Origin of the sequence: Phyllobacterium endophyticum, from assembly GCF_003010935.1 — a bacterium.
In the GTDB taxonomy this organism is placed as follows: Bacteria; Pseudomonadota; Alphaproteobacteria; order Rhizobiales; family Rhizobiaceae; genus Phyllobacterium; species Phyllobacterium endophyticum.
Genome location: NZ_PGGN01000002.1, coordinates 141,557 through 166,054, shown reverse-complemented (window position 1 = coordinate 166,054; position 24,498 = coordinate 141,557). Strand labels below are relative to the sequence as shown.

Sequence of the window (24,498 nt, the reverse complement as noted above, 5' to 3'; positions counted from 1 at the left end):
AACCACGCACAACGTACCATCTACTATCAGACAAGTTACTTGCGTTCACGCGCCCATCGTGCTTTTTCTGGGCAAAGAATTGAGGTAGTTTGACCTCAAAGCGTATTTTGGGCCGTGATTCCTCCCTCGCGGCCGCGAAAGGAACCCGAAAATGAGCGGTATAAACGAATTCATCGACAATGAAGTCAAGAGCAATGACGTCGTGCTCTTCATGAAGGGCACACCCGGCTTTCCGCAATGCGGCTTCTCCGGGCAGGTCGTCCAAATCCTCGACTATATCGGTGTCGATTACAAAGGCGTGAACATTCTTTCGTCCAATGAACTTCGCCAAGGCATCAAGGACTATTCCAACTGGCCGACCATCCCGCAGCTCTACGTGAAGGGTGAATTCGTCGGAGGATGCGATATCATACGCGAAATGTTCCAGGCGGGCGAATTGCAGTCTCTCCTCAGCGAAAAGGGCGTTGCCACCAAGGCAGCCTGATTACGCATCAAAATCAAACGGTTCCGGCAAATTCCGGAATCTCCATGATAAAGGCGTCGGCCGTTCCGACGCCTTTCCTTTTGTTTCGCAGGTCTGAAAATGGATGCCTCCGCTGACACATCTCCCTCGCGGCTGCAGGGAATGGGTAAAGTAGAATTCATCGGTCTCATGGCCATGCTGATGGCAGTCAACTCGATGGCGATCGATGTCATGCTGCCGGCGTTGCAACAAATTGGCGCGGCACTGGGCATCAGCAGTGAAAATCACAGGCAATATGTGATTTCGGCCTATCTTCTCGGCTTCTCCGTGGCGCAGCTGTTCTTCGGCCCCCTGTCGGACCGCTTCGGACGCAAGGTGCCAATCTTCTGCGGCCTTGTCATTTACATTGCGTCGGCCATGGCTTGCGTGTTCGTGCCGAGCTTCGGCGCGCTGCTGTTTTTCCGCGCGCTGCAGGGTATTGGCTCCGCCGCCACCCGGGTTATCGCCATTTCCATCGTTCGCGACGTTTATGGCGGCCGGCAAATGGCCGAGGCAATGTCGCTGATCATGATGGTGTTCATGATCGTGCCGGTGATCGCGCCCGGTACCGGCCAGATCGTCATGATATTCGGCGACTGGCGGCTGATATTCATATTCATGGCTTTGATGGCGACGGCTGTCGCTGCCTGGATGTTCTTTCGCCTCCCTGAAACGATGGAGCCTACCGACCGTCGTCCTTTCACGATTGTGTCGGTGGCCCGGGCCTTCAAGATCGTGCTGACCAACCGCGTTGCGCTCTGCTATGCGCTCGCGAGTGCGTTCATCTTTGGCGCCATGTTCGGCTTTATCAATTCCGCCCAGCAGATCTATGTCGAGATCTATCATCTCGGCGTGTGGTTCCCGCTCGCCTTTTCCGTCGTGGCGATCACCATGTCGTTTTCCTCATTCATGAACTCGCGCTTCGTCGGCCGCTTCGGCATGCGCCGCCTGTCACATGGAGCGCTGCTTGCATTCATGGGGATCAACGGTATCTGGCTGCTGCTGACCCTCTTCGGCCCGCACCCGACGCCATTTGTACTTTATCTTCTGCTTTTCTCGCTGGCGATGTTCCAGTTCGGCTGGATCGGCTCGAATTTCAATTCCCTGGCCATGGAACCGCTTGGGCACGTGGCGGGCACGGCATCGTCGGTTTTGGGCTTCATGGGTACGGCTGGCGGCGGCCTTATCGGCGCGCTTATCGGTCAGGCTTATAATGGAACAACATTGCCGCTTGTGACTGGGTTTTTCGTGCTCTCGCTGATCGGGCTGGTGTTTGTGCTCATCGCCGAGAGAGGAAAATTGTTCCAGCCGCACAACAAGCCGGTTTGAGCTCTGTGCGCAGAGGCAATCGAGTCACCCAAGCATTGCCAAAACTGCCATTGCTTCAATTGCATTTTCAACTTTGGTTGAATTGCTGACATCCGGCCTGTCGCCTAACATTCGGGTATCTTGAAGGGCTGACTATGACAATTTCATTTGATACTCTGGGTTATGCGATACGTTTGGAACAGGGCGGAATCAGTCCCGCCCATGCCAAAGCGCAAGCAGAAGCCGCAAGGGATTTCATCATGCCCGAACTGGTAACCAAATCTGATCTGAACATCGCTCTGGAGCTGCTGACGCTTCGGCTTACTGTGCGGATGGGTGCATTTTTCTTCGGGACGTCCGTGGCGACGATTGCGGCCATCGCAGCCATCGTAAAACTATTCCCCTGATTTCGAAAAAGCGCTGATCTTAACTGGCCGCCAGCCCCGCAAAATCAAAAATCTTCCGGTCCAGCAGGTGACTTGGCCGAGTATTGGCCAGCGCCCGGATCATGATTTCCTTGCGGCCGGGCATGCGCTTTTCGATATCGGCAAGCATCGCCTTCATGATGTTGCGCTGCAGGCCGTCCTGGCTCCCGCAGAGATCGCAGGGAATAATCGGGAACTGCATGGCAGCGGCAAACTTTTCCAGATCGTCCTCGGCGCAATAGCTGAGCGGACGCAGCAGCATGAGATCGCCCTCGTCATTAAGCAGTTTCGGCGGCATTGCTGCCAACCGCCCGCCGTGGAAGAGGTTCATCAGGAACGTCTCCAGGATGTCCTCGCGGTGATGGCCGAGGACCAGTGCCGAGCAGCCCTCCTCGCGCGCCACGCGATAAAGATGACCGCGCCTCAGCCGCGAACAGAGTGAGCAGTAGGTCTGATTTTCCGGCACCTTTTCCGTGACGATCGAATAGGTGTCCTTATATTCGATGCGGTGCGGGATGCCGTTCGCAGTCAAGTAGTCCGGCAGGATGTGTTTTGGGAAATTCGGCTGGCCCTGATCGAGGTTGCAGGCGACGAGTTCCACCGGCAACAAACCGCGCCATTTCAGATCGAGCAGCAAGGCGAGCAGGCCATAGGAGTCCTTGCCGCCAGAAAGCCCGACAAGCCAGCGCTCACCCGGTTTTACCATGGCGAAATCCTCAAGCGCCTGACGAGTGTTGCGCAAAAGCCTCTTGCGCAGCTTGTTGAACTCTACGTTGGACGGCACGCCGAGAAACATCGGGTGGCACCCGGCACCATCCGTCGATTCCGGAAGGTCTGGCTCATGAATGGTCATCTGAACACCTCATCGTGTTTCATTGACAAGGTAGCGACCGGAACGCAAGAGGTTCTGGACATTCATTCCTGAGAGGGAGGCGCATTTCTATTGCCCGAACACGGACCATCCGGTGCGCTGTGCCAGAAGTTCCAGCGCCGCTGAACCGAGCTGAGAATTGCCCACTTCATTCAGGCCCGGCGACCAGACGGCGATGGATGCCTTGCCGGGAGCGATGGCGAGAATGCCACCGCCGACGCCGCTCTTGCCCGGAAGGCCCACGCGATAGGCAAAATCGCCGGAGCCGTCATAATGGCCGCACATCAGCATCAGAGCGTTTATCCGCCGGGCGCGGCTCGCCGACACGACGCTGCCGCCATTAAGCGGATTGCGCCCGGCCGACGCAAGGTAAAGACCGGAACGCGCGAGTTGACGGCATGACATCGCAATGGCGCAATGATGAAAATAAACGCCAAGGACGTGCTCGACAGGATGATCGAGATTACGGAAGGATTTCATGAAATTCGCCAGCGCAACATTGCGGTAGCCGGTCTGCGTCTCGGAGCGGGCGACGTTGTGATCGATGGCGATGCTCTCGTCATCGGCGAGATGGCGGATGAACTGCACGATCTCGCCTATGGCTTCCTTGGGCAAATGCCCGGCAAGCACCACATCGGCAACAGCGATGGCGCCTGCATTGATGAAGGGGTTACGCGGCTTGCCCTTTTCCTGCTCAAGCTGGACAATTGAATTGAAGGTGTTTCCCGAGGGTTCGCGCCCGACGCGTTTCCACAAGCCATCACCTATCTTGCCGAGCGCCAGGGTAAGCGTGAAAACCTTCGAGATACTCTGGATGGAGAAACTGGTTTCCGCATCGCCAGCCGTATGGACTCTGCCGTCGGTCGTCACGAGTGCAATGCCGAACTGCCCTGGATCGACCCTGGCGAGCTCGGGAATATAATCAGCAAGTTTGCCCTCGCCGATCCTGCTGGCAAGATCGCTATAAACACTGTCGACGATAGCCTGAAGGTCGGTCATGCGGGAGCTCCGGTCGAAACAATAAAAAAGCCGCCAGGATTTCTCCGGCGGCTTCTTTCAAACTTGGAACTGATTAGCGCGAATAGAATTCGACAACCAGGTTCGGTTCCATCTGTACAGCGTAAGGCACATCGGAGAATGCCGGAACGCGGGTGTACTTGGCAACCATCTTGTTGTGATCGACTTCGAGATATTCAGGCACATCGCGTTCAGCCAACTGAGCGGCTTCCAGAACGATCACGAGCTGCTTCGACTTCTCGCGCACTTCGATCACATCGCCAGCCTTGCAGATATAGGACTGGATGTTGGTACGACGACCGTTGACGTTGACGTGTCCGTGGTTGACGAACTGACGCGCTGCGAAGATCGTCGGAACGAACTTGGCGCGGTACACGATCGCGTCCAGACGCGACTCGAGCAGACCGATGAGCTGTTCACCAGTATCACCCTTGCGGCGAGCGGCTTCTTCATAGGTCTTGCGGAACTGCTTTTCCGAAATATCGCCGTAGAAGCCCTTCAGCTTCTGCTTTGCACGCAGCTGAACACCGAAATCGGAAAGCTTGCTCTTGCGGCGCTGGCCATGCTGGCCGGGGCCATATTCACGGCGATTGACCGGGGATTTCGGACGGCCCCAGATATTTTCGCCAAGACGGCGGTCGATTTTATACTTGGACGATTCGCGCTTGCTCATCGCATTTCCTTTCAAACAAACCAAACCGGAGCTCAACGCCCGGTTCAAGGAAACGCGCCCTCCTCTGCCTTCCGTTTTCGAAGACTGACAGAACGACCCACGCACGCTTTGCGAGATCACTCACGGGACACGTCAAATGAAACGCAGAGCCGTCAAGCCCTGCGCTGGGTGCCTTCTAGTGGGAAGGCTTCAAGATGTCAAGACGCGGGGCAGAATTGCCTTTTGAAGCTGTCCGACGTAGCTCGCATGTTTCAGCGGCTCATATAAATTGAAACCGATGCCACGTTTGAGACGTTAGGGTGGACGCTCAACAGGAGTAGCGCCAGCTAATGACACTATTCTCGCGGCAGTCACCTTGCTCGACGATCGTTCTTTTAGCCCTTACCGCCTTTATTGCAAGCACCATGATCGTTGGTTCGACCGGCGATGCGGATGCGCGGCATCGGCGTGGTCATAACACGCGACAGGCGAGAACCATCGTTCCGCCTTTACCGCAAGTACCGCCAATCCCTGAGGACAATCCCCGCGCAGCAACCGCGTCCGATGCTCCGACGCCGGCTGAAAAGCCCGCAACGGAGGTGCAGAAAGCGGATCCGCAGACGACGCCCCTCCCGGATCAAAAGCCCGCGCCTGAGGTTACACCGGCGGAAAAATCCTCGCAGCCCTCCAGGCCGGAAGCACCGAAGGCACCACAGCAGGGTCCCTTGCCGGACACGGCCGGAAAGGATCAAGGCCGGCCGGAGCATGAGGAGAGCGCCGAAAAAGCCGATCCCTCCGTGTCGCCCGACCGCATCTACCAAAGTGCCTGTCCTGCGCTGATGAACGGCGAGGTACAAGGTGAATTGGTGCCGCCGCTTTCGGAAGGCGTGTGCGGCGAACGGTCACCGCTGAAGATCACGGCGATCGGCAAGGGAAATGCGGTGAAGCTCGCCGGTGCAATCACCACCAATTGTGCAATGGCCGGGGCGCTCGCCAACTGGGTGGTCGAGATACAGAAAGAGGCGCAAAAGGGTTTTGGCGCGGAGATCGAGAGCATCACCACGGGCTCGGACTATCAATGCCGTAAAGTCAACAACGGCCATCAGGGACGTGTTTCCGAACACGCTTTTGCCAATGCCGTCGACATTGTTTCCTTCAAGTTCAAGAACGGCAAATCGACCGAACTGACGTCAGGCTGGAAGGGAACGCCCGAGGAACAGGCGTTCTGGCGCGGGCTGCACAAGGCGAGTTGCGATCGCTTCATGACGGTGATCGGCCCCGAGGGAGATGCATCGCATCAGGGCAACCTGCATCTCGATCTCGGCTGTCACGGGAAAAGCTGCGCAGCTCGCATCTGCCAGTAGCCGCGCGCCGAGTGGATCAATGTTTGGTCGTCTTCTTCTTCGGCAGGTTCTTGCGGTCCGTTTCGGCGAATTCTTCAAGCTGCTTTTCGCTCATGGACTCGTACATGCCCTTGGACGCGCCTTTGAGCTCACTCTTCTTCGTGTCGCCGCGCTTGGCCGAAAGGGCAGCGCCCGCGGCTTTCTGCTGGGCCTGGGATTTTGCCGGCATTGTCATTCTCCCTGTGAAAAGTTGACAGGGGAGAAACGCAAGGGGTGGAAGGCGGTTCCAAGATGAATGCTATGATCAGCTATCCTCCTTTGCCGCATCGAACGCCTTGCGTGCGCTGCGCAAGTGGTCGCGGTTGGCTACCGCCCATTCACCCAGTGCGCCTACGGGGCACGGCAATGGAATGACCGATATCGGTCAGCGCATAGGTCACCTCTGGCGGCGACGTCGGCTTGACCGAACGGCTGACGAGGCCATCCCGCTCCAGCGAACGCAACGTCACTGTGAGCATGCGCTGCGATATGCCCTCTATCATGCGGCGAAGAACGTTGAACCTTCGCGGACCGGACTGAAGGTTGATCAGCGTCAAGAGGCTCCAGGAGTCGCCGACAATGTCGAGCACTTCGCGCATCGGGCACCCGCCCGCACCATCCGATTGCATCGCCGGCATGGATTCCAGCAGCGGTGTTGTTCCCTCGGTTTTCGAATGAATACTCATATCAGGCTCATTTTCTGCATGCGGATTTCACCTGGATCCAGCGGGAAGACCGCTCCAAACTTCATGGACTTGCTTCAGGCGGTTACTTCCATGTGCCCTGAAACGGAAAAAGTGCGTACTTCTCAAGACGATTTAACATGCCTAGTTATGAATAGTAACCAGAAAATGATGCGTACCCGCGTCAAAGGAGCTTACCATGAAAATCGCACTCATTGGCGCTACCGGCTTTGTCGGCACAGAAATTCTGAAGGAAGCCGTTGCGCGCGGCGATAGTGTCACGGCGCTGGTCCGCAGCCCCGACAAGGTGGAAAAGCTGAACGGCGTCACGGCTGTGAAGGCCGATGCGCTCGACGCATCCGACCTCGCAGCCAAGCTCAAAGGCCATGATGTCGTCATCTCGGCCTATAATCCCGGCTGGACCAACCCGGATATCAAGGCAGTCCACATCGCGGCCAGCAAATCGATCACCGAAGCAACGAAGCAGGCGGGAATCGGCCGGCTGATCGTCATCGGTGGCGCGGGCAGCCTTTATGCGCCCGATGGCACGCAATTTGTCGATGGCGAAGGTTTTCCCGCCGAATACAAGGAAGGCGCACTGGGCGCACGCCAGGCGCTTGACGATCTGCGCGGCGAGACCGAACTCGACTGGAGCTTCGTATCCCCGCCTTTCCATCTGGCACCCGGAGCGAGGACAGGCAAATACCGGCTCGGCAAGGACAATCCGGTGTTCGACGCCGAAGGCAACAGCGCGATCAGCGCCAGCGATCTGGCCGTGGCGATTGTCGATGAGGCAGAAAAGCCGAAGCATAGCAGGGAGCGTTTTACCGTAGGCTATTGAGGTGAAAGTCGATGCCGATTATCTCTCCCCTTGCGGGAGAGAAAGGATTTTCTTGGATTTAGCCTCTTTGCTAAATCCTTAGAAAATCCAAGTGAGGGGATATGCTCCTGCAGCACTTAATCCCCTCTCTGGCGATTTCTAGCACTTAGCAAGAGCTAAGATGCTGAAATCGCTTTCTCCCCCACAAGGGGGGAGATAGGCAAACAACCCGGTTTCCTTTTGGTGCCTCAGCAACCGCAACGTGCGTTCTTCCCATGGCACCGTCCTGCACTTAACTATGCGGCAGAGCTTAATGTAGGGTAGGAACCATGGAACTGGGGATTTATACATTTGCGGGGATGAGCCCCGATCCGGCAACAGGCGTCGCCATCAGCGCCCACCAGCGCATGCAGAACCTCATCGAGGAGGTGGTTCTTGCTGATCAGGTCGGGCTGGATGTGTTTGGTATCGGCGAACACCATCGCCCGGATTTCGTCATCTCGACGCCTGCTATCGCATTGGCGGCCGGGGCGGCGCGAACGAAGAATATCCGCCTGACAAGCGCGGTTACAGTGTTGAGCTCCGACGATCCGGTGAGAGTCTTCCAGGAATATGCGACGCTCGACCTGATCTCCTCCGGCCGCGCCGAAATCATGGCCGGACGCGGCTCTTTCATCGAATCCTTCCCCCTGTTCGGTTACCATCTCAACGATTACGACGATCTGTTTGCCGAGAAACTCGACCTTCTTTTGAAGCTGCGCGCCAGCGAACGCGTCACATGGAGCGGCAAATTCCGCGCGCCAATCGACAATCTCGCAATCTATCCGCGTCCACTGCAGGATCCCCTGCCCGTGTGGATCGCGGTCGGTGGCACGCCGGCCTCGGTCGTACGCGCCGGAACACTGGGTCTGCCGCTGGCGGTGGCCATCATCGGCGGCGAGCCGCATCGCTTCAAGCCGCTGGTCGATCTCTATCGCCAGTCGGGCGCCAAGGCGGGGCATGCTCCGGAAAAGCTGAAAGTCAGCATCAATTCGCATGGATATGTGGCCGAGAGCTCGCAGGCGGCCTCGGACGAATATTGGCCTTCCTACGAAGTGGTCATGAACAAGATCGGCCGCGAACGCGGCTGGCCGCCGAGCAATCGCGCCCAGTACGAGGCCGGGCGTACGATGCGAGGGGCGCTGCTGGTGGGCTCGCCGCAGGAGATCATCGACAAGATCATGCTACAGCACAGCTACTTCCAGCACGACCGTTTCATGCTGCAGATCGATCTCGGCAGCCTTCCGCACTTGAATACACTGAGGGCAATCGAGCTTTACGGTACCAAGGTCGCGCCTGCGATCAGGAAGGAGCTTGGCGGAAATGCCCAAGCAGGCAATCCCGGAAGAAGTTCAGCTGCTTCCAGGATTGATGCGATCTGACCAAATGCCTAATTGAGCACGGTTGCCGTGTTCGTTACCAATGCCGGCTTTGACCCCCAGGCTGGCGCATCGTAAAATTCTTCAAGCGCCTTTTTTGCGGGTGCGCGTGCTTCTTCTGCATAGTAGAACATATGCCCGCCTTCGAAATTCCTGACAGGAACGCGGCGCCCAAGACCTGCACCCGCCAGGTCGAGTTCCGTTTGGTGGAATGGCGTCACCATATCGTAGTAGCCATGCAGGGCCAGCAACTTGACAGATGGATCGTAGTTCAGCATGCTGACCAGATCCGGCAGGCTGCTTCGAGCATTGAGTTGCTTGCCGGCGCGCTCGTACCGCCAGTTGCGATTGATAACGTCACCCTTGGTCGAATAGACCGAGCCATTGCGGTAATTGAACACATCCGGCAGCACGTCCTTGATGGCCGCCTGAAATGCTTCGTCCTCGTAGAAGGTGATATCGTAGCCGCCTTGCTTGGGAATGTTCGCGCGGGCGTCATAGATGCCGAGATTGGAGTCTGGCTTGATTTTCTTCATGAACCCATTCGATGACAATTCGAATTCGGTTGCCCACGGGATGCCAAGTCCGGTAATTGCCGTCATTTCATCGACAAAGCTTCGGCCAGCAGGCGTTGCAGCATAGTCCCGCCACGCGTCGGTCACCGCCCCATCCGCCTTTATTTTGGCGTCGTCCGTGAAATCCTGCAGCGCCGTATAGGGATCTACGACAAACTGATCAATGAACCCTTGTCGCGCGGTTCTGTTTGCAATCAACAGATTTGCCAAGGAAGTAGCATAGCTCAGGGCGTTTTCCTTCCTTGCTGGCAGGGCGGCCCATGCACGTGACTCCTCAGCATTGTTCCAATATGTCTTGAGATGCGTAAGTTGGAAATCGGCCCGATTATAAGTTGCCTTGGCGCTTGCGAGTACGGGATCATACCAGATGTCGCGGGCGGCATTGTATTTATCCCTGACAAAGGTTCGCAACGTATCAACATAGTCCAGTTTGGCCGCCGCGCCGCGCATGGTTCCCTTCTGGTAGTAGTCAGCCACCATTCCTTCTGTCGGCAGGAACCCGGCGCAACTGATATCACCGTCTTGGCCGCAATTCGTCTCGTAGTTGAGGATGGGCGAATTCAGCACAACGCCGGTGAGGACGACCGGCTTCTTGCCGGATCTGTCCTGTTCGAAGTCGGTGGTTCCGGCCGCCTCCATCAGATTGGCCATAATCGGTGCCCGGATGCCGCCATAGGATTCGCCATACAGATATTTCGGCGAACTTTGGCGATTATAAAAGTTGACATAGCGGGTAACGAAATCGGTGTTGACGCGCGCGTCCGCATCCATACCCCAGAAATCATTATTCTTGTAAGGAGCAATCGCCGTGGAGAGTCCGGTCCCTGCCGGATCGAGAAAGACGAGGTCGGTTTTATCGAGCAACGTTTCCTCGTTGTCGATCCATGGCATGCTCTGTGGCTTTGCTGCGTAAAATTCTTCTGGAATATTGGGGATACCGGTCTTCAGACGCTTCGGCGCCCATGAACCAAGATGCAGCCAGACCGAAGCGGAGCCCGGACCGCCATTGAAGAAGAAGGTGACCGGACGGTTTTCCCTCGGCAGATCATCGCGGGTATAGGCCATGTAGAAGATCGCGGCCTGGGCTTGCTTTCTCTCGGGATGTTTCGGATCTTTCGGCGTATAGGCGATAAGATGGCCTGCTCGAGCCGTGTATTTTACGGTTTTTCCGTTGATGATCATCTCATGGTTTTTGACAGAGGGTGTCTCGCTGACGGACGAAATGTCTACATTTGCGTCGATCGCGCCGCTGTAAAGCGTCTTGTCTTCGACAACATTGTCAGGTTGAAAGGGAGACGGCCCAATTTTCACCGGGTCGACGACCGGCACAGGCTTCACCGGATCGACCTTCACCGGGTCGATCACTGGCCCCGGTATCACGGGATTGATTTTCGGGGGGATAAATGTGCTCTGCTCGGTTTCTTTGGAATCATTGCATGCGGCAAGGAAAAGCAAACCTGAAACGAACATAATCCGGTAATTCATCACGTCCTCGCAATTGATTAAAATATAGCTTGATCATTGAATTGTAGTCGTGCGGCCACCCATGCGATGAAAGCGGCGGGCCGGCAACCAAAGCAGCCCACCTTATTCGATGATTTGAATCGGCTTCTTTTCGATGGCTTTGGACGGGGCGCCCGAGGCTGCCTCGGGCGTGACTGGCGTTAACGGCGAGCGGACGCTCATAAAAGTCCTAATGTCATTAAGGCTGACCGAACTGCGGCCACTTTTGCTGATTTCGTTGAAATGATCAGCAACGAAACCCCAACCGGCGTCTTTGGCTTTCTGCGCCGTTAACTTGCCGGAGGGACCCGCGGCGGCCTCAAACTGAGCGTTGAGCCGCTGTTCGAGTTCCTTCTGGATGTTTTCGGCCGTCATCGCCGGACGAACCGTACCGGGCGGATCTGGTGGCGGGAAGCCCATACGCTCACCAGCCCCAAGTGGTGAAATCGCCAGGAAAGACCCTGAGGATGCCAAGACAATCGCAAACAGATGAATCTTCGTCATGAAATCACACCTCATAGCAATGAAATTATTGAGCTACTTTAGCGGATGTAACAGATAAAGCTTATGTGCGGTCAATTCGACGATAGTCGAAAATTGTCTATTTTTACGCCGCTCCGCTTAGATGAGCCAATTTTAGGCAATCACAGGTTCTGCAAGATCGTGCCGGCGCTGCCGTCGTGGGATAGTGGCATTTGGCCTAGTTCAACACGACAGCCGTAGGAGTCTTGTTCCCCGGCCGATTGTCGAAAAAACCGTCCAGTGTCCTTTTCGCGTGAACGCGTGCCTTGTCATCATCGAAAAACATGTGCCCGCCTTCGTAGAGGTCGACAGGGACACGGCCGGACAAGCCGGCACCGGCAAGATCAAGTTCGGTCTGGTGGAACGGCGTGAGCAGATCATAGTACCCGTGCAGAACCAGCGCCCGCAGCGCCGGATCGCTCTCCAGGCTTTCTACGAGATCAGGAAGTCCGGTTCTGAAGGACGCCAGCTTGTGCTGGCGTTCGAATTTCCAGTGAGCCCGAATGCTGTCATCGCGCAGCATATAGGGCGAAGCGCTGTGATAGTTGAACATCGCCGGCAGGGTACTCTTGATTGCCTCAGCAAACGCTGAACCGGTATAGAGCGCAGCGGCAGGGCTGCCAGGATGCGAGATGTCAACTCGGGCGTCGAAAACACCAATGCTTGTTGCGGGCAGAAGTTTGCCCGGAAACTTGACGGGAGACACTTCAAACTCGCGCAGCCAATCAAGGTCTAGGCCGGTAATACCCGTCATATCCTTGATGAAATTCGTTCCGGCCTCCGTTTGCGCATAGTCCCGCCACGCAGGCGTCAATGCTCTCTCGATCTCGAGTTTCGTTCCGGCGACCAATTGCTTCAACTCGCTCAGGGGATCGGCCATAAACGCCTTGGAGAAAGCGGCGCGCTCTGCAGGGGTGGCAACAAGCAGGTTTGCAAGTTCCGTGGCCTTGCTGCTGGCATCCGCCCGGGTTTCAACGTCGATGGCCCACTTGCGAGCGCTGGCGGCGTTCTGCCAGAGCCCGAAGAGCTTGTCGTACTGGCGGTTGGCCTCAGCATGAACGGCCTTGGCCCTCGACAGGACTGGCGAGTACCAGATTGCGCGCGCGGGATTGTACTTTTCAGCGACGAAGGTCCGAAGTTGATCGATATATTCCAAGGCAGACGCCGTTCCCCGCCTGGTCGCCCTGCCGTTGAAGTCGGCAGCCATGGCATAGGAGGGTAGATATCCTGCGCAGCTGACATCGCCGCCCTGGCTGCAATTCGTACCGAGGTCGAGTATCGGCGAACCGAGGATGATTCCAGAAAGGGCGACAGGCTTCCTGCCGCTTTTATCCGGCGCGAAATTGCGACCCCCTGCAGCGACAAGCAGATTGCCGAGGACGGGCAGGCGAATACCGTCATAGGATTCTCCGTAGAGATATTTTGGCGAGCTCTGGCGATGATGGCGATCGACGAAGCGAACGACAAAGTCGCGATTTACCTGCGCATCGGCCTCCATGCCCCAAAAATCGCTATTCTTGTAGGGCGCAATGGCCTGCGACAAGCCCGTTCCCGGCGGATCGACAAACACCAGATCAGTCTTGTCCAGCAATGTTTCCGCGTTGTCGACAAAGGAAAAACCGCGCGTTCCCCTATCGGAGACATTCTTGTCGACATCCGAACTCTCAAGGCGTCTGGGAGCCCACGAGCCCATATGCAGCCAGGCCGACGAAGATCCCGGACCACCATTCCAGAAGAATGTCACGGGACGATCTTCCTTCGGCAAGTCCTCCCTCGTATAGGCCATGTAGAACATGGAGGCTCGTGCAACCTTCCCGGGAGCATAGGCAATGAGATGGCCGGCGGAGGCCGTGTAGTTCACCAGTTTGCCGCCGATCATCATCTGGTGATTCTTGATGGCGGGCGTTTCGTCGACGGTTGCAAGCGGAAGGTTCGCATCGGCCGCGGCGCTATAAACGTAGTCGTCTTTGACCACATGATCCTCGGGCGGGAACGATGCGACCGCCTTGATTGTCAAGCTCTTGTCTGGGTTTGCTGTCAGCTTCTTGTCTGGATCTGCTGCCAGCTCGTTGTCCGGGTTCAACTCGTTGTCCGGTTCTTCTGGCGGCTTGACCTGTGAACCGACCTCAGTCGCGACGAACGTACTGCCGGTTTCGGTGTTGCTGGAATTGCCATCGCAGGCACTTAGCCAAAGTGATGCCATAAGGAGCTTAGCCCAGCATTTCATCACGACCTCACAATCAAAAGCATAGACTTATCAATGCGATCAAAGTTTTTGCCAATGCGGACGGAGGAGCCTCATAGAACAGGACCATAAAACGACAGGCTCGAAGTTTATACACGGTATGGTTTTATAATACCGACTGTACACAACTAGGAGGTGTGCCGTCTATTGAGCGAAAGTCGTATGCCGCAGCGATCAGCGCGGGTGCGGATCATTCCCGTCACTTCGATGAGGGATCAGGCAATCACACCGTGGCAAGGCCGAAGCCCTGCATGAGCCGGCGGGTCGAGAAATCGGGATTACCCGACGTGAAGATGGCGATGTCATCACCATGTTCGGGCTCGGTTCCGGTTCCATCAGGCTCGATCAGAGACAAGGCGCGGCGGGCGATCGCCTCTGCCGGGTCGAGCCAATCCACCGGCCAGGGCGCGAGGCGCCGGAAAACATTGGCGAGAAAGGGATAATGCGTGCAGGCGAGGACGACGATATCGGTACGCTGATCACTTCTTTCATAGAAGCATGGTCCTATTTCGGCCCGGATGGCTTCGTCATCGATGTGGTCGCCGCGTATGTGCTCTTCTGCCATGCGGGCAAGATTCTGGCTGCCCACAAGGCGCACGTGACACCTGGCGGCGAATGACTGGATGAGATCGCGGGTATAGGCGCGCTTGACGGTGCCGGGTGTCGCCAGCACGCTCACGAGGCCGGATGAGGTGCGCTCGGCGGCTGGTTTGATCGCGGGAACCGTACCGACGAAAGGCACAGCGGGATAGGCCGCTCGCAGGTCATCGAGCACCAGCGTAGAAGCGGTGTTGCAGGCGATGATCGCAATCTGCGGGTTGTGCTCGGCGATGAGGCCGGCGAACATGGCGACGATGCGGGAACACAGGGCAGCCTCTTCCCATTCGCCATAGGGAAAGCCGGCATCGTCGGCGATATAAACGAACCGCCGATCCGGCATCAGCACCCGCGCTTCGCGCAGTACCGTCAGGCCGCCAATCCCGCTGTCGAAAACCAGGATTGGCCGGTCCGCCGCTTTCTCACTCATCGCCGGGCAATTCCCCGCTGGTTTTCTTCGCCGGTGATTTCTCGCGCTTGCGCCCTTCCGGCGCACCGGAGCCGCGCGGGGTCTTGGGACTGAAATAATCGAGCGACACGAGGACGCCGCGCAGGAGCTTCAACTCCGAATCCGAGAAACCCGCCCGCGTGAGCACGCCGCGCAGATTGTTGGCCATGATCTCCTTACGCGCCATCGGCCGGAAATAGCCGCGCGCCTGCAAGGCGTCTTCGAGGTGGTTGAAGAAGCCTTGCAACTGCTCCTTTGGCGCGGGTTCAAGCTCCGGCCCGCGAAAGGCGGTGTCAGTGGGTCTCTCAAGACCTGATTTCATCCACTCATAGGACATGAGCAAAACCGCCTGTGCGATATTAAGCGACGAGAATGCCGGATTGACCGGGAATGTCACCAGTTCATCCGCAAGGCTGACTTCGTCATTATTGAGGCCGAAACGCTCTCGCCCGAAAAGAATGCCGGTCTTCTCGCCCTGCTTGAAACGCTGGCGCAGGACCTGTCCCGCTTCGACGGGTCCGCGAACCTGCTTGAAGGCGTCACGTTCGCGCGCCGTCGTCGCGTAGACAAAATGCAGATCCTTGATTGCCGATCGCAGGTCATCATAAACCCGCGCCGCATCGATGATATGGTCGGCTTTGCTCGCGGCAGAGCGCGCCTTGTCATTGGGGAATTGCTCGCGCGGCTTGACCAGGCGAAGCTCCGCCAGGCCGAAATTCGCCATGGCACGCGCCACCATGCCAATATTCTCCGGCAGTTGCGGCTCGACCAGTATGATCGCCGGCCCTTCGGCAATCAGTGTGCGCTGTCTGTCTGTACCGGCCATATTCCATTTCCCAGTCTTATCTTGCGCCGTCATAGCTCGCGTTTTTTTGATGGGCAATGGGTGGATGCCACCGGTATCTCTCCCCTTGAGGGAGAGAAAGCGATTTCAGCATCATAGCCCTTGCCAAGTGCTAGAAATCGCAAGAGAGGGTATTTCACGCCCAGCACAATATCCCCTCTCTTGGATTTTCTAGGGATCTAGCATGGGCTAAATCCAAGAAAATCCTTTCTCCCCCACAAGGGGGGAGATAAACCGCAACGCTCACTTTGCGTTCTGTGACCATGGTGCTATAGGGGCGCGAACCCTCACTTTAATCCAGTGCTGACACCTCAAGTTGCAGCAAAAAAGAGGCTGACTATCCATGGCAAAGATCAAGGTTGCAAATCCGGTCGTTGAGCTTGATGGCGACGAGATGACCCGCATCATCTGGCAATATATCAAGGAAAAGCTGATCCATCCCTATCTCGACATCGACCTGAAATATTACGACCTCGGGATCGAGCACCGCGATGCGACCAACGATCAGGTGACGATCGATGCGGCCAATGCGATCAAGCAATATGGCGTCGGCGTCAAATGCGCCACGATCACCCCGGACGAGCAGCGCGTGGAGGAATTCGGCCTGAAGAAGATGTGGAAGTCGCCCAACGGCACGATCCGCAACATCCTCGGCGGCGTCATCTTCCGCGAGCCGATCATTGCCAAGAACGTGCCCCGCCTGGTTCCCGGCTGGACCCAGCCGATCATCGTCGGCCGTCACGCGTTTGGCGACCAGTACCGCGCCACCGACTTCAAGTTCCCCGGCAAGGGCAAGCTGTCGATCAAGTTCGTCGGCGAAGATGGCGCGACGATCGAACACGAGGTCTATGACGCGCCAAGCGCGGGTGTCGCCATGGCCATGTACAACCTCGACGATTCGATCCGCGATTTCGCCCGTGCCTCATTCAACTATGCCTATAATCGCGGCGTCCCCTGCTATCTGTCGACCAAGAACACCATCCTCAAGGCCTATGACGGCCGCTTCAAGGATATTTTCCAGGACGTGTTCGACGCAGAATTCAAGGACAAGTTCGCATCCAAGAAAATCACATATGAGCACCGCCTGATCGACGACATGGTTGCATCGGCCCTGAAGTGGTCGGGTGGTTATGTCTGGGCCTGCAAGAACTATGACGGCGACGTGCAGTCCGATATCGTTGCGCAGGGCTTTGGCTCGCTTGGCCTGATGACCTCGGTGCTGATGACACCGGATGGCCAGACCGTGGAAGCAGAAGCCGCCCACGGTACCGTAACCCGCCATTACCGCCAGCACCAGAAGGGCGAAGAGACCTCTACCAACTCCATCGCTTCCATTTTCGCATGGACGCGCGGACTTGCACATCGCGCCAAGCTCGATGGCAATTCGGAACTGGAGCGCTTTGCGCTTACGCTCGAAAAGGTCTGCGTCGACACTGTCGAAGCCGGCTATATGACCAAGGATCTCGCCCTGCTTATCGGTCCGGATCAGCCCTGGCTGTCGACCACCGGCTTCCTCGACAAGATCAACGAGAACCTGTCGAAAGCCATGGCTGCCTGATCCCGGCACCTGATGCATGGAAAGAGCCCCGGCTTGCGCCGGGGCTTTTTTATGTTTGTCTCGAAATATACGACAGCATTATTGACATATTTATGGATTTACAGTCGAGTGCGTTCACAAACGCGGAGGAATGAGATGAGCGACTGGGATGCCCGGTATTCGGCACGCACCGGGAAGATGCGTGCTTCGGAAGTTCGTGAGCTGTTGAAGCTGCTTGACCAGCCGGACATCATCTCCTTCGCCGGCGGCATTCCGGATCCGGCGCTTTTTCCAAAAGAAGCGATCAAGGAGGCATATAGCGCGGTCCTTGACGAGAACGCGGACGCAGCACTGCAATATTCCGTCAGCGAGGGCTATAAACCGCTGCGCCAGTGGCTGGTACAGCATATGGCAGCACTTGGCGTTGCCTGCACGATCGACAATATTATCATCACCACCGGATCACAGCAGGCGCTCGACTATCTCGGCAAGCTGTTCATTTCGCCCGGCGACACGATCCTCACCACCTGGCCGACCTATCTCGGCGCGCTGCAGGCCTTCAACGCCTACGAGCCGCGTTACGACCGTCTCATTCCCGAGGGTGGCAACACGACGCCCGACGCCTACCGAACCAATGCGCAGGCGGCAGGCGGTCGGGTAAGACTCGCCTATCTTACAGGCGATTTCTCCAATCCGACTGGCGAGACCATAGGCCGAAAAGAACGCGTGAAACTGGTCGAGCTGGCGCATGAACTGGACATTCCGCTGATCGAGGACGCCGCCTATCGGGTACTTCGCTACGAGGGAGAGAATGCGCCCTCAATGCTGGCACTCGATATCGAACGCGAAGGCCATATCGACCGCACGCGCGTCCTCTACTCCGGCAGCTTTTCCAAAAGCCTTACGCCGGGATTGCGCGTCGGCTGGGTCTGCGCGGCACAGCCAGTGATCGCCAAGCTGGTGCTGATCAAGCAGGCGGCGGATCTGCATAGCCCGACCATCAACCAGATGGTCATTCACCACGTGGCCGAACGTCATTTCGATGCGCAGGTCGAGAAAGCCCGCGGACATTACCGGCAACGACGGGATCACATGCTTGGCGCGCTGGCGCGGCACATGCCCGAGGGCGTGACATGGACAAGGCCCGAGGGCGGCATGTTCGTCTGGATGACGCTTCCCGATGGCATGGACGGAGCGGCGCTGCTCGCCCGTTCAGTCGAGCAGATCCGCGTGGCTTTCGTGCCGGGTGTCGCCTTCCACGCAGATGGCACCGGCGGAAACACGATAAGATTGAATTTCTCGCTGCCCAATGCCGAAGCGATCGAGACAGGTATGCAGCGGCTCGGCGGACTGATTGGACGCGAAATGGATCGCGTAAGAGCCCAAGGGTAATTTGCAACGGGGCTTTGCAGATGGCGTTTTCCGAACACCAATACGCCGCGCTTCGGTGCTCGAAACATCATTTTTGCCACGCCTTGACGAATTTTCGCTCAGGCGCCGGAAAACAGCGCTCACAAAGCGGCAAATATTTACCGGATCGCAAGTGGCAAATTCCTGCGGTATGATTGCGCGCCACAGCGCCATCGAAACGAGGGGACTGAGACGATGACCACACAGCATTTCTTTTTTCGGTTGATCCCGCCGCGCCCGACCTTCGCCGACGACATGAATGATGACGAACAGGAATTGATGCGCCAGCATGTGACCTATGTCAGCGAATATTTCGAGGAAGGAGCAGTCCTCGCCTATGGTCCCGTGCAGGATCCGAGTGGCTGGTTTGGCATCGCGCTTCTCGAAGTCGCGGATCACAACCAAGCGGTGCAATTTGCCGAAAATGATCCGACGGTAATGGCGGGACTGAACCGCTACAGCATTGCGCCCATGCACATTGCAGCAGCGAGAGGTTTTCTCGCGAGGTGACGTCAGTCGGATTCCACCGCTGGTTGTGCCTGTTCACGGGGGCGCAACTCTCCCGATTTCCCGTCCAATTCCAAGGCCAGGTCCGGGTAGGGCTTGGGAGGCGGCTGCACCGCCGACAACGCAGGAGCAAGCTGCCCTTTGAGCTTCAATACCTCGCCAAAAGCCTGCGCCGATACCTTGCCGTTGATCCTGCGTAGCTTGCCTACCATCGCGAAAGCAAAACCGTTTTGCGCCGCCGCCCGAAAATCGGCCTCGCCTAAAAGGACAAGGCCTGTCTCTTCGATAAGACACGGCGCCTGGAAGCAAATCCTCTTTTGCGACACACCTTTGCTGTAGTCTAACTGCTTTCCAAAACTCCACACCTCGACAAACGAAGCTTTGCCATAGCTACCGAAGCGGGTCTCGAAACCGTATCCTGATTTCATGGAATAGAATGGCCTGATCTGCAAGAATTCAAGAACTGCGTAATAGGCCGTAGCGACTGGCCCGTAAGCAATCTCATCACCCACGTGCACATCTTTGACAACTGCTGACTGCGTCATGCATGAACATAGTCCGACAGCAAGCGCTAGTAGAATGAAGACGCGCCCTACCAAGCCAATCTCCCAAGAAGACACACAAAAAACCCGCATCGGGATCGCCAAAAACCTCCACACCACCGGATATTGCCGGATATCCGGGCGTACGCCATCGGCTACCGTAATTTCGGATCAAAATAGAAAAACACAAGATTTCGGAGCTAATTCGGCGATACTATGAAATAATCAATTTGGAGACCATATAACTTTTACTATATAAAAGCAATTGTGCAAGATTAAACACTTAGTCGTACTTGCCAATTTATTGCCAATAACAACTTCAGGTAGCTTCCAGCCGCGCGATACACGCGGCTGGATTGAAAGCAATTATCCGGCCAAAGCTTCGCGCACGGCAGACACGGCTTCCTCGGCCCTGGAGCCATCGGGGCCGCCAGCTTGTGCCATATCCGGACGCCCGCCGCCGCCTGCCCCGCCAAGTGCAGCCGAGGCAATGCGGACGAGATCGACGGCGCTGTACTTGCCCACGAGATCATCTGTAACGCCAACGACTGCGCTTGCCTTGCCATCATCAGAAACGCCGATGAAGGTGACCACACCGGAGCCGACCGTCTTCTTCGCGTCATCGGCGAGCGGTTTCAAATCGCGCGGATTGACGCCGCTGACCACCTTGCCGATGAAGGTGACGCCGTTGACAGTTTCCGACTGTGCACCGCCGCTCGACGGGCCGGCCAGCGCCAGCTGCTTGCGGGCCTCGGTCAATTCCCGTTCAAGCTTGCGACGCTCATCCATCAGTGCCGAGACGCGCGCCAATGTTTCGGCAGGCGTGGATTTCAACACGCCGGCGATTGCCTTGACCCGTTCGTCCTGTTCTTCAAGGTAGCGGCGGGCCGCCTCTCCGGTCAAAGCTTCGAGACGGCGGACGCCCGCGGCGACAGCGCCTTCCGAGACGACGCGGATCAGGCCGATATCGCCGGTAGCGCGTACATGCGTACCCCCGCAAAGCTCGGTCGAATAGCTCTTGCCCGCCTTTTCGCCGTGTAGCGCCGTTCCCATGGAAACCACGCGCACCTCGTCACCATATTTTTCGCCGAAGAGCGCCATGGCGCCCTCCGCGATCGCATCGTCCACGGCCATCAGGCGTGTGGTGACCGGCGCATTCTGCAAGACAATCTCGTTGGCAAGATCTTCGATCACAGCGAGTTCCTTGTCCGAGATCGGCTTCGGGTGCGAGAAATCGAAGCGCAGCCGGTCTGGCGCGACGAGCGAGCCCTTCTGCGCGACATGGGTTCCAAGTGTCTCGCGCAGGGCCTCATGCAGCAAATGTGTCGCCGAGTGGTTCGAGCGGATGCGGGTCCGGCGCACATGATCCACGCTGAGCTCGACCGGCGCATCCTTCTTCGCCGTGCCCTTTGTCACGGTACCGATATGAACGAAGACACCATCGTTTTTCTTTTGCGTGTCGGTGATGCTCACCGTAAAGCCATCACCGGAAATCGTGCCCGTATCACCTTGCTGGCCGCCGGATTCGGCATAGAAGGGCGTCTGATTGACGACGATGGACACGGCGTCGCCCTCGCCGGCGCTATCGACCAGCGCGCCATCCCGCACCAATGCCGTGATGACACCTTCTGCCTTTTCCGTCTCATAGCCGAGAAATTCAGTCGCGCCGACCTTGTCACGCACGGCGAACCAAATGGTTTCGGTTGCCGCGTCGCCCGACCCGGACCAATGGGCGCGGGCCTCGGCCTTTTGCCGCTCCATGGCCGCGGAGAAGCCTTCCGTATCAACGCTGATGCCGCGCTGGCGCAATGCATCCTGCGTCAGATCGAGCGGAAAGCCGAATGTGTCGTAGAGCTTGAACGCGGTTTCGCCGTCAAGACTGTCGCCCTCACCCAAAGTTTCCGTCGCTTCGCCGAGCAGGCCAAGGCCGCGTTCAAGCGTCTTGCGAAAACGGGTTTCCTCGAGCTTCAATGTCTCGGATATCAGCGATTCCGCGCGGATCAATTCAGGATAGGCCTGGCCCATCTCGCGCACCAGCGCCGGCAGCAGGCGATACATCAACGGGTCTTTTGCGCCAAGAAGCTGGGCATGGCGCATGGCGCGGCGCATGATGCGGCGCAGGACATAGCCACGGCCTTCGTTAGAAGGCAGCACGCCATCGGCAATCAGGAAACTTGACGAGCGCAGATGATCGGCGATGACACGGTGGCTGGCACGGAACTGACCTTCCGCCTTGACGCCGGTCGCCTCTTCCGAAGCGTGGATCAGCGTCTGGAACAGGTCGATATCATAATTGTCGTGCTTGCCCTGCAAAACCGCCGCGAGGCGCTCCAGTCCCATGCCGGTGTCGATAGACGGCCGCGGCAGGTCGACGCGCTGTTCCTTCGTTACCTGCTCGAACTGCATGAAGACGAGATTCCAGATCTCGATGAAACGATCGCCATCCTCATCCGGGCTGCCGGGAGGCCCACCCCAAATGCTGTCGCCATGATCATAGAATATTTCCGAACAGGGACCGCACGGGCCCGTATCGCCCATTGCCCAGAAATTGTCACTCGTAGCGATGCGAATGATACGCTCTTCGGGCAAGCCGGCGACCTTCTTCCACAGGTCGAAGGCAGCATCATCCGTGTGGTATACGGTGACTGTCAGCTTGTCTTTCGACAGGCCGAACTCCCTGGTGATGAGATTCCATGCGAGCGATATCGCTTCTTCCTTGAAATAGTCGCCAAAGGAAAAATTGCCGAGCATTTCAAAGAAAGTGTGATGGCGCGCGGTGTAGCCGACATTGTCGAGATCGTTATGCTTGCCTCCGGCGCGAACGCACTTCTGCGACGTGGTGGCGCGGCTGTAAGGACGCTGCTCGACACCGGTGAAAACATTCTTGAACTGGACCATACCGGCATTGGTGAACATCAGCGTCGGATCGTTACGCGGCACGAGCGGGCTTGACGCCACGATCTCATGGCCATTCTTCTTGAAATAGTTCAGAAATGTCGACCGGATCTCGTTGACGCCACTCATATTATTGCCTTCTGACCTGCTTTATCCAAACGGAATCCGCCCCTTCTCTCACCGAAGGGGCAGAACGCAACGCTTGTAGCGACAGGGCCGCGACCTGTCCAGAAAATCCCTCCGGATCGCGCTGGCGGCCTGTCCAGGGATTTATGACACTCCCGGATGGGTCAGACTTAAAAAAACAGCGCGAACATTGCCGTTAAACGGGCAGAGCCGAAACTGCGCCAATCGTCTGTTCTACGCCGGCACGGTGTTCCAGCTCATGTCATCCGTCATCGCCTTGGCATCGGCCGGGAATGTCCTCGCTGCGAAGTACAGGAACACCGCGGTCAGAAAGAGGGTCACGGGAATCAGGAACAGCGCATTGTGCAAACCGATTGCCTTGAACTCTTCGGTCATACCGGCAGCGCCGGCTGCGTTCATGGCTTCTACCGAAAAGTAATCCGACAATAGTCCGACAACCATTGGACCGAACGCGCCGCCGAGCAGATAGAGTGCGGCAAAGAACACCGCGAACGCCGTTGCGCGCAGCCTTGGTTCGATAACATCCTGAATTGCCGCATAGGTGCAGGTAAAATAATTGTACTGCATGAGCCAACCAATGCTGAAGATTGCCGCAAAGAGACCTATCTCGTTGCTCCCCAGCGTCAGCGCGTAGCCAGTTGCCAGAGCCCCGGCAAGGAGCCCGAACGCTCCAAACAAGAGCCGGCCACGATCGGAGTACGCATGCAACTTATCTGCCACCCACCCTCCGAGCGTCAAACCCACCAATCCGGTGACGCCGACGATGCAACCGGTGGTAATTGCAGCACTTTCCAGCGCCAGCCCGAAATAGCGTTGAAGCAGCGGCACCATGAACGAATTGGTCGAATAGACAGCAAAGTTCGCGGTAATGCCTGCGAGAATAATCCACCACATGGTCGGGACCTGCAAAACCTTGCGAAGAGGCTGGCTGATCGGCGCATTGGAGACCGGTGTATCCTCGGCCGCACCACGATTTGGATCTTTGACGAAGAACATGAAGATGGCGAGAATGATGCCTGGCACCATGGCAATGAAAAAGGGCGCTCGCCACGAACCAAATGCCTTGACCATACCACCCACGGTGAAGAACGCCAGAATGAGGCCGAGAGGTAAGCCGAGCATGAAAATACCCATGGCACGAGAACGCCGGTGCGAGGGAAACATATCGCCTATCATCGACGTTGCGGCGGGCGCATAAGCGGCCTCCCCCACACCGACGCCGACGCGCACGGCCAGGAACGAGGCGAAGTTCCACGCTGCGCCGTTGAGACCCGTGAACAGGCTCCAGACAATCAGCCCCCAACCCATGATCTTCTTACGCGAGCCTGTATCGGCCAGGCGCCCCAGGGGTAACCCGGCAATCGCATAGACGACCGTGAACGCCGCAGCGATCATGCCAAGCTGGAAATCACTCAACCCCCATTCATGGCGAATCGGCTCGTTGAGTATCGCCGGAACAGCGCGATCAAAAAAATTGAGAAGATTGGCGAGAAAAAGCAAGAAAAGTACTTTCCATGCGTTCGCCGCCTGCTTGCCGTCAGCCATAATTCCCCCCTTGAAAAACATTCTCAAAAAAATTGAAATAAAAATTGCTTTGTTCGCCGCATAAGCATGTCGGCTTGATACGCAGCATGACGGCATCGCGCCG

General features: G+C 57.1%; 21 protein-coding genes and 1 pseudogene. 9 read left to right on the top strand and 13 right to left on the bottom strand.

The genetic code is table 11. From position 1 onward, the window contains the following. Positions 1-151: 151 nt before the first annotated feature. The 3 genes from grxD to CU100_RS08665 all read left to right on the top strand — a co-directional run bounded on the left by grxD (position 152) and on the right by CU100_RS08665 (position 2,217). Positions 152-484, top strand: a complete 333-nt coding sequence (grxD, locus tag CU100_RS08675; RefSeq protein ID WP_106716202.1) for a Grx4 family monothiol glutaredoxin — start codon at positions 152-154, stop codon at positions 482-484. 141 nt (positions 485-625) lie between these two features. Further along, positions 626-1,831, top strand: coding sequence for a multidrug effflux MFS transporter (locus CU100_RS08670; protein WP_106717177.1), 1,206 nt, complete (start codon positions 626-628; stop codon positions 1,829-1,831). Between the two features lie 134 nt (positions 1,832-1,965). Further along, positions 1,966-2,217 carry a hypothetical protein gene (locus tag CU100_RS08665; RefSeq protein WP_106716201.1) on the top strand — a complete coding sequence of 84 codons (252 nt, stop codon included), beginning with the start codon at positions 1,966-1,968 and terminating at the stop codon, positions 2,215-2,217. A 19-nt stretch (positions 2,218-2,236) separates the two neighbouring features. On the opposite strand, the gene ttcA is transcribed toward CU100_RS08665, so the two are convergent. The 3 genes from ttcA to rpsD form a co-directional block, all read right to left on the bottom strand. Then, positions 2,237-3,088 carry a tRNA 2-thiocytidine(32) synthetase TtcA gene (ttcA, locus tag CU100_RS08660; RefSeq protein ID WP_106716200.1) on the bottom strand — a complete coding sequence of 284 codons (852 nt, stop codon included), beginning with the start codon at positions 3,086-3,088 and terminating at the stop codon, positions 2,237-2,239. A gap of 87 nt (positions 3,089-3,175) precedes the next feature. Next, positions 3,176-4,105, bottom strand: coding sequence for a glutaminase (locus CU100_RS08655; RefSeq protein WP_106716199.1), 930 nt, complete (start codon positions 4,103-4,105; stop codon positions 3,176-3,178). A gap of 73 nt (positions 4,106-4,178) precedes the next feature. Beyond that, a complete protein-coding gene (gene rpsD / locus CU100_RS08650) occupies positions 4,179-4,796 on the bottom strand; it encodes a 30S ribosomal protein S4 (protein ID WP_106716198.1) in 618 nt (205 codons plus the stop codon). Positions 4,797-5,125: 329 nt separating this feature from the next. Between rpsD and CU100_RS08645 the strand changes: the two genes are divergently transcribed. Next, positions 5,126-6,139 (top strand): extensin-like domain-containing protein, encoded by a 1,014-nt coding sequence (locus CU100_RS08645; protein ID WP_106716197.1) that lies wholly within the window; start codon positions 5,126-5,128, stop codon positions 6,137-6,139. 16 nt (positions 6,140-6,155) lie between these two features. Here CU100_RS08645 and CU100_RS08640 read toward each other — a convergent pair whose 3' ends face one another. After that, positions 6,156-6,347: a DUF3008 family protein gene (locus CU100_RS08640; protein WP_106716196.1), complete on the bottom strand. Its 192-nt coding sequence runs from the start codon at positions 6,345-6,347 to the stop codon at positions 6,156-6,158. Between the two features lie 75 nt (positions 6,348-6,422). Then, positions 6,423-6,843 (bottom strand): annotated as a pseudogene (locus CU100_RS08635) (winged helix-turn-helix transcriptional regulator). 196 nt (positions 6,844-7,039) lie between these two features. On the opposite strand from CU100_RS08635, the gene CU100_RS08630 reads away from it, so the two are divergent. Continuing rightward, entirely contained in the window at positions 7,040-7,681 is a 642-nt protein-coding gene (locus tag CU100_RS08630) for an NAD(P)-dependent oxidoreductase (RefSeq protein WP_106716195.1), read from the top strand. Between the two features lie 308 nt (positions 7,682-7,989). Continuing rightward, entirely contained in the window at positions 7,990-9,081 is a 1,092-nt protein-coding gene (locus tag CU100_RS08625) for an LLM class flavin-dependent oxidoreductase (RefSeq protein ID WP_106716194.1), read from the top strand. 8 nt (positions 9,082-9,089) lie between these two features. Here CU100_RS08625 and CU100_RS08620 read toward each other — a convergent pair whose 3' ends face one another. From CU100_RS08620 to CU100_RS08600, 5 genes are all read right to left on the bottom strand, one after another. Further along, on the bottom strand, positions 9,090-11,138 hold the full coding sequence (locus CU100_RS08620) for a S10 family serine carboxypeptidase-like protein (RefSeq protein WP_106716193.1): 2,049 nt from the start codon (positions 11,136-11,138) through the stop codon (positions 9,090-9,092). Between the two features lie 102 nt (positions 11,139-11,240). After that, a complete protein-coding gene (locus tag CU100_RS08615) occupies positions 11,241-11,660 on the bottom strand; it encodes a hypothetical protein (RefSeq protein WP_106716192.1) in 420 nt (139 codons plus the stop codon). 196 nt (positions 11,661-11,856) lie between these two features. Further along, positions 11,857-13,905, bottom strand: coding sequence for a S10 family serine carboxypeptidase-like protein (locus CU100_RS08610; RefSeq protein WP_106716191.1), 2,049 nt, complete (start codon positions 13,903-13,905; stop codon positions 11,857-11,859). 241 nt (positions 13,906-14,146) lie between these two features. After that, entirely contained in the window at positions 14,147-14,950 is an 804-nt protein-coding gene (gene murI / locus CU100_RS08605; protein ID WP_106716190.1) for a glutamate racemase, read from the bottom strand. Beyond that, entirely contained in the window at positions 14,943-15,794 is an 852-nt protein-coding gene (locus CU100_RS08600; protein WP_106716189.1) for an RNA methyltransferase, read from the bottom strand. Before CU100_RS08600 ends, murI begins: the two co-directional genes overlap by 8 nt. A gap of 361 nt (positions 15,795-16,155) precedes the next feature. Here CU100_RS08600 and CU100_RS08595 point away from each other — a divergent pair, with 361 nt between their 5' ends. The 3 genes from CU100_RS08595 (at position 16,156) to CU100_RS08585 (ending at position 19,269) form a co-directional block, all read left to right on the top strand. Next, positions 16,156-17,370: an NADP-dependent isocitrate dehydrogenase gene (locus CU100_RS08595; RefSeq protein WP_106716188.1), complete on the top strand. Its 1,215-nt coding sequence runs from the start codon at positions 16,156-16,158 to the stop codon at positions 17,368-17,370. Positions 17,371-17,505: 135 nt separating this feature from the next. Beyond that, positions 17,506-18,741 (top strand): aminotransferase-like domain-containing protein, encoded by a 1,236-nt coding sequence (locus CU100_RS08590; protein WP_106716187.1) that lies wholly within the window; start codon positions 17,506-17,508, stop codon positions 18,739-18,741. Positions 18,742-18,954: 213 nt separating this feature from the next. Continuing rightward, on the top strand, positions 18,955-19,269 hold the full coding sequence (locus CU100_RS08585; RefSeq protein WP_106716186.1) for a YciI family protein: 315 nt from the start codon (positions 18,955-18,957) through the stop codon (positions 19,267-19,269). Positions 19,270-19,271: 2 nt separating this feature from the next. On the opposite strand, the gene CU100_RS08580 is transcribed toward CU100_RS08585, so the two are convergent. From CU100_RS08580 to CU100_RS08570, 3 genes are all read right to left on the bottom strand, one after another. Next, on the bottom strand, positions 19,272-19,811 hold the full coding sequence (locus CU100_RS08580) for a hypothetical protein (protein ID WP_146141817.1): 540 nt from the start codon (positions 19,809-19,811) through the stop codon (positions 19,272-19,274). A 363-nt stretch (positions 19,812-20,174) separates the two neighbouring features. Beyond that, on the bottom strand, positions 20,175-22,832 hold the full coding sequence (gene alaS / locus CU100_RS08575) for an alanine--tRNA ligase (protein WP_106716184.1): 2,658 nt from the start codon (positions 22,830-22,832) through the stop codon (positions 20,175-20,177). A gap of 231 nt (positions 22,833-23,063) precedes the next feature. After that, positions 23,064-24,395: a spinster family MFS transporter gene (locus CU100_RS08570; RefSeq protein ID WP_106716183.1), complete on the bottom strand. Its 1,332-nt coding sequence runs from the start codon at positions 24,393-24,395 to the stop codon at positions 23,064-23,066. Positions 24,396-24,498: the final 103 nt, after the last annotated feature.

Bases quoted from the DNA above. Each gene is read 5' to 3' on its own strand.
- CU100_RS08630 (WP_106716195.1), top strand. From the start codon at position 7,040: ATGAAAATCGCACTCATTGGCGCTACCGGCTTTGTCGGCACAGAAATT.
- CU100_RS08655 (WP_106716199.1), bottom strand. From the start codon at position 4,105: ATGACCGACCTTCAGGCTATCGTCGACAGTGTTTATAGCGATCTTGCC.
- CU100_RS08670 (WP_106717177.1), top strand. From the start codon at position 626: ATGGGTAAAGTAGAATTCATCGGTCTCATGGCCATGCTGATGGCAGTC.
- CU100_RS08600 (WP_106716189.1), bottom strand. From the start codon at position 15,794: ATGGCCGGTACAGACAGACAGCGCACACTGATTGCCGAAGGGCCGGCG.
- CU100_RS08640 (WP_106716196.1), bottom strand. From the start codon at position 6,347: ATGCCGGCAAAATCCCAGGCCCAGCAGAAAGCCGCGGGCGCTGCCCTT.
- CU100_RS08645 (WP_106716197.1), top strand. From the start codon at position 5,126: ATGACACTATTCTCGCGGCAGTCACCTTGCTCGACGATCGTTCTTTTA.
- CU100_RS08595 (WP_106716188.1), top strand. From the start codon at position 16,156: ATGGCAAAGATCAAGGTTGCAAATCCGGTCGTTGAGCTTGATGGCGAC.
- rpsD (WP_106716198.1), bottom strand. From the start codon at position 4,796: ATGAGCAAGCGCGAATCGTCCAAGTATAAAATCGACCGCCGTCTTGGC.
- ttcA (WP_106716200.1), bottom strand. From the start codon at position 3,088: ATGACCATTCATGAGCCAGACCTTCCGGAATCGACGGATGGTGCCGGG.
- CU100_RS08580 (WP_146141817.1), bottom strand. From the start codon at position 19,811: ATGACGCAGTCAGCAGTTGTCAAAGATGTGCACGTGGGTGATGAGATT.
- alaS (WP_106716184.1), bottom strand. From the start codon at position 22,832: ATGAGTGGCGTCAACGAGATCCGGTCGACATTTCTGAACTATTTCAAG.
- CU100_RS08625 (WP_106716194.1), top strand. From the start codon at position 7,990: ATGGAACTGGGGATTTATACATTTGCGGGGATGAGCCCCGATCCGGCA.
- CU100_RS08590 (WP_106716187.1), top strand. From the start codon at position 17,506: ATGAGCGACTGGGATGCCCGGTATTCGGCACGCACCGGGAAGATGCGT.
- CU100_RS08585 (WP_106716186.1), top strand. From the start codon at position 18,955: ATGACCACACAGCATTTCTTTTTTCGGTTGATCCCGCCGCGCCCGACC.
- CU100_RS08615 (WP_106716192.1), bottom strand. From the start codon at position 11,660: ATGACGAAGATTCATCTGTTTGCGATTGTCTTGGCATCCTCAGGGTCT.
- CU100_RS08620 (WP_106716193.1), bottom strand. From the start codon at position 11,138: ATGAATTACCGGATTATGTTCGTTTCAGGTTTGCTTTTCCTTGCCGCA.
- CU100_RS08665 (WP_106716201.1), top strand. From the start codon at position 1,966: ATGACAATTTCATTTGATACTCTGGGTTATGCGATACGTTTGGAACAG.
- CU100_RS08570 (WP_106716183.1), bottom strand. From the start codon at position 24,395: ATGGCTGACGGCAAGCAGGCGGCGAACGCATGGAAAGTACTTTTCTTG.
- CU100_RS08610 (WP_106716191.1), bottom strand. From the start codon at position 13,905: ATGAAATGCTGGGCTAAGCTCCTTATGGCATCACTTTGGCTAAGTGCC.
- grxD (WP_106716202.1), top strand. From the start codon at position 152: ATGAGCGGTATAAACGAATTCATCGACAATGAAGTCAAGAGCAATGAC.
- murI (WP_106716190.1), bottom strand. From the start codon at position 14,950: ATGAGTGAGAAAGCGGCGGACCGGCCAATCCTGGTTTTCGACAGCGGG.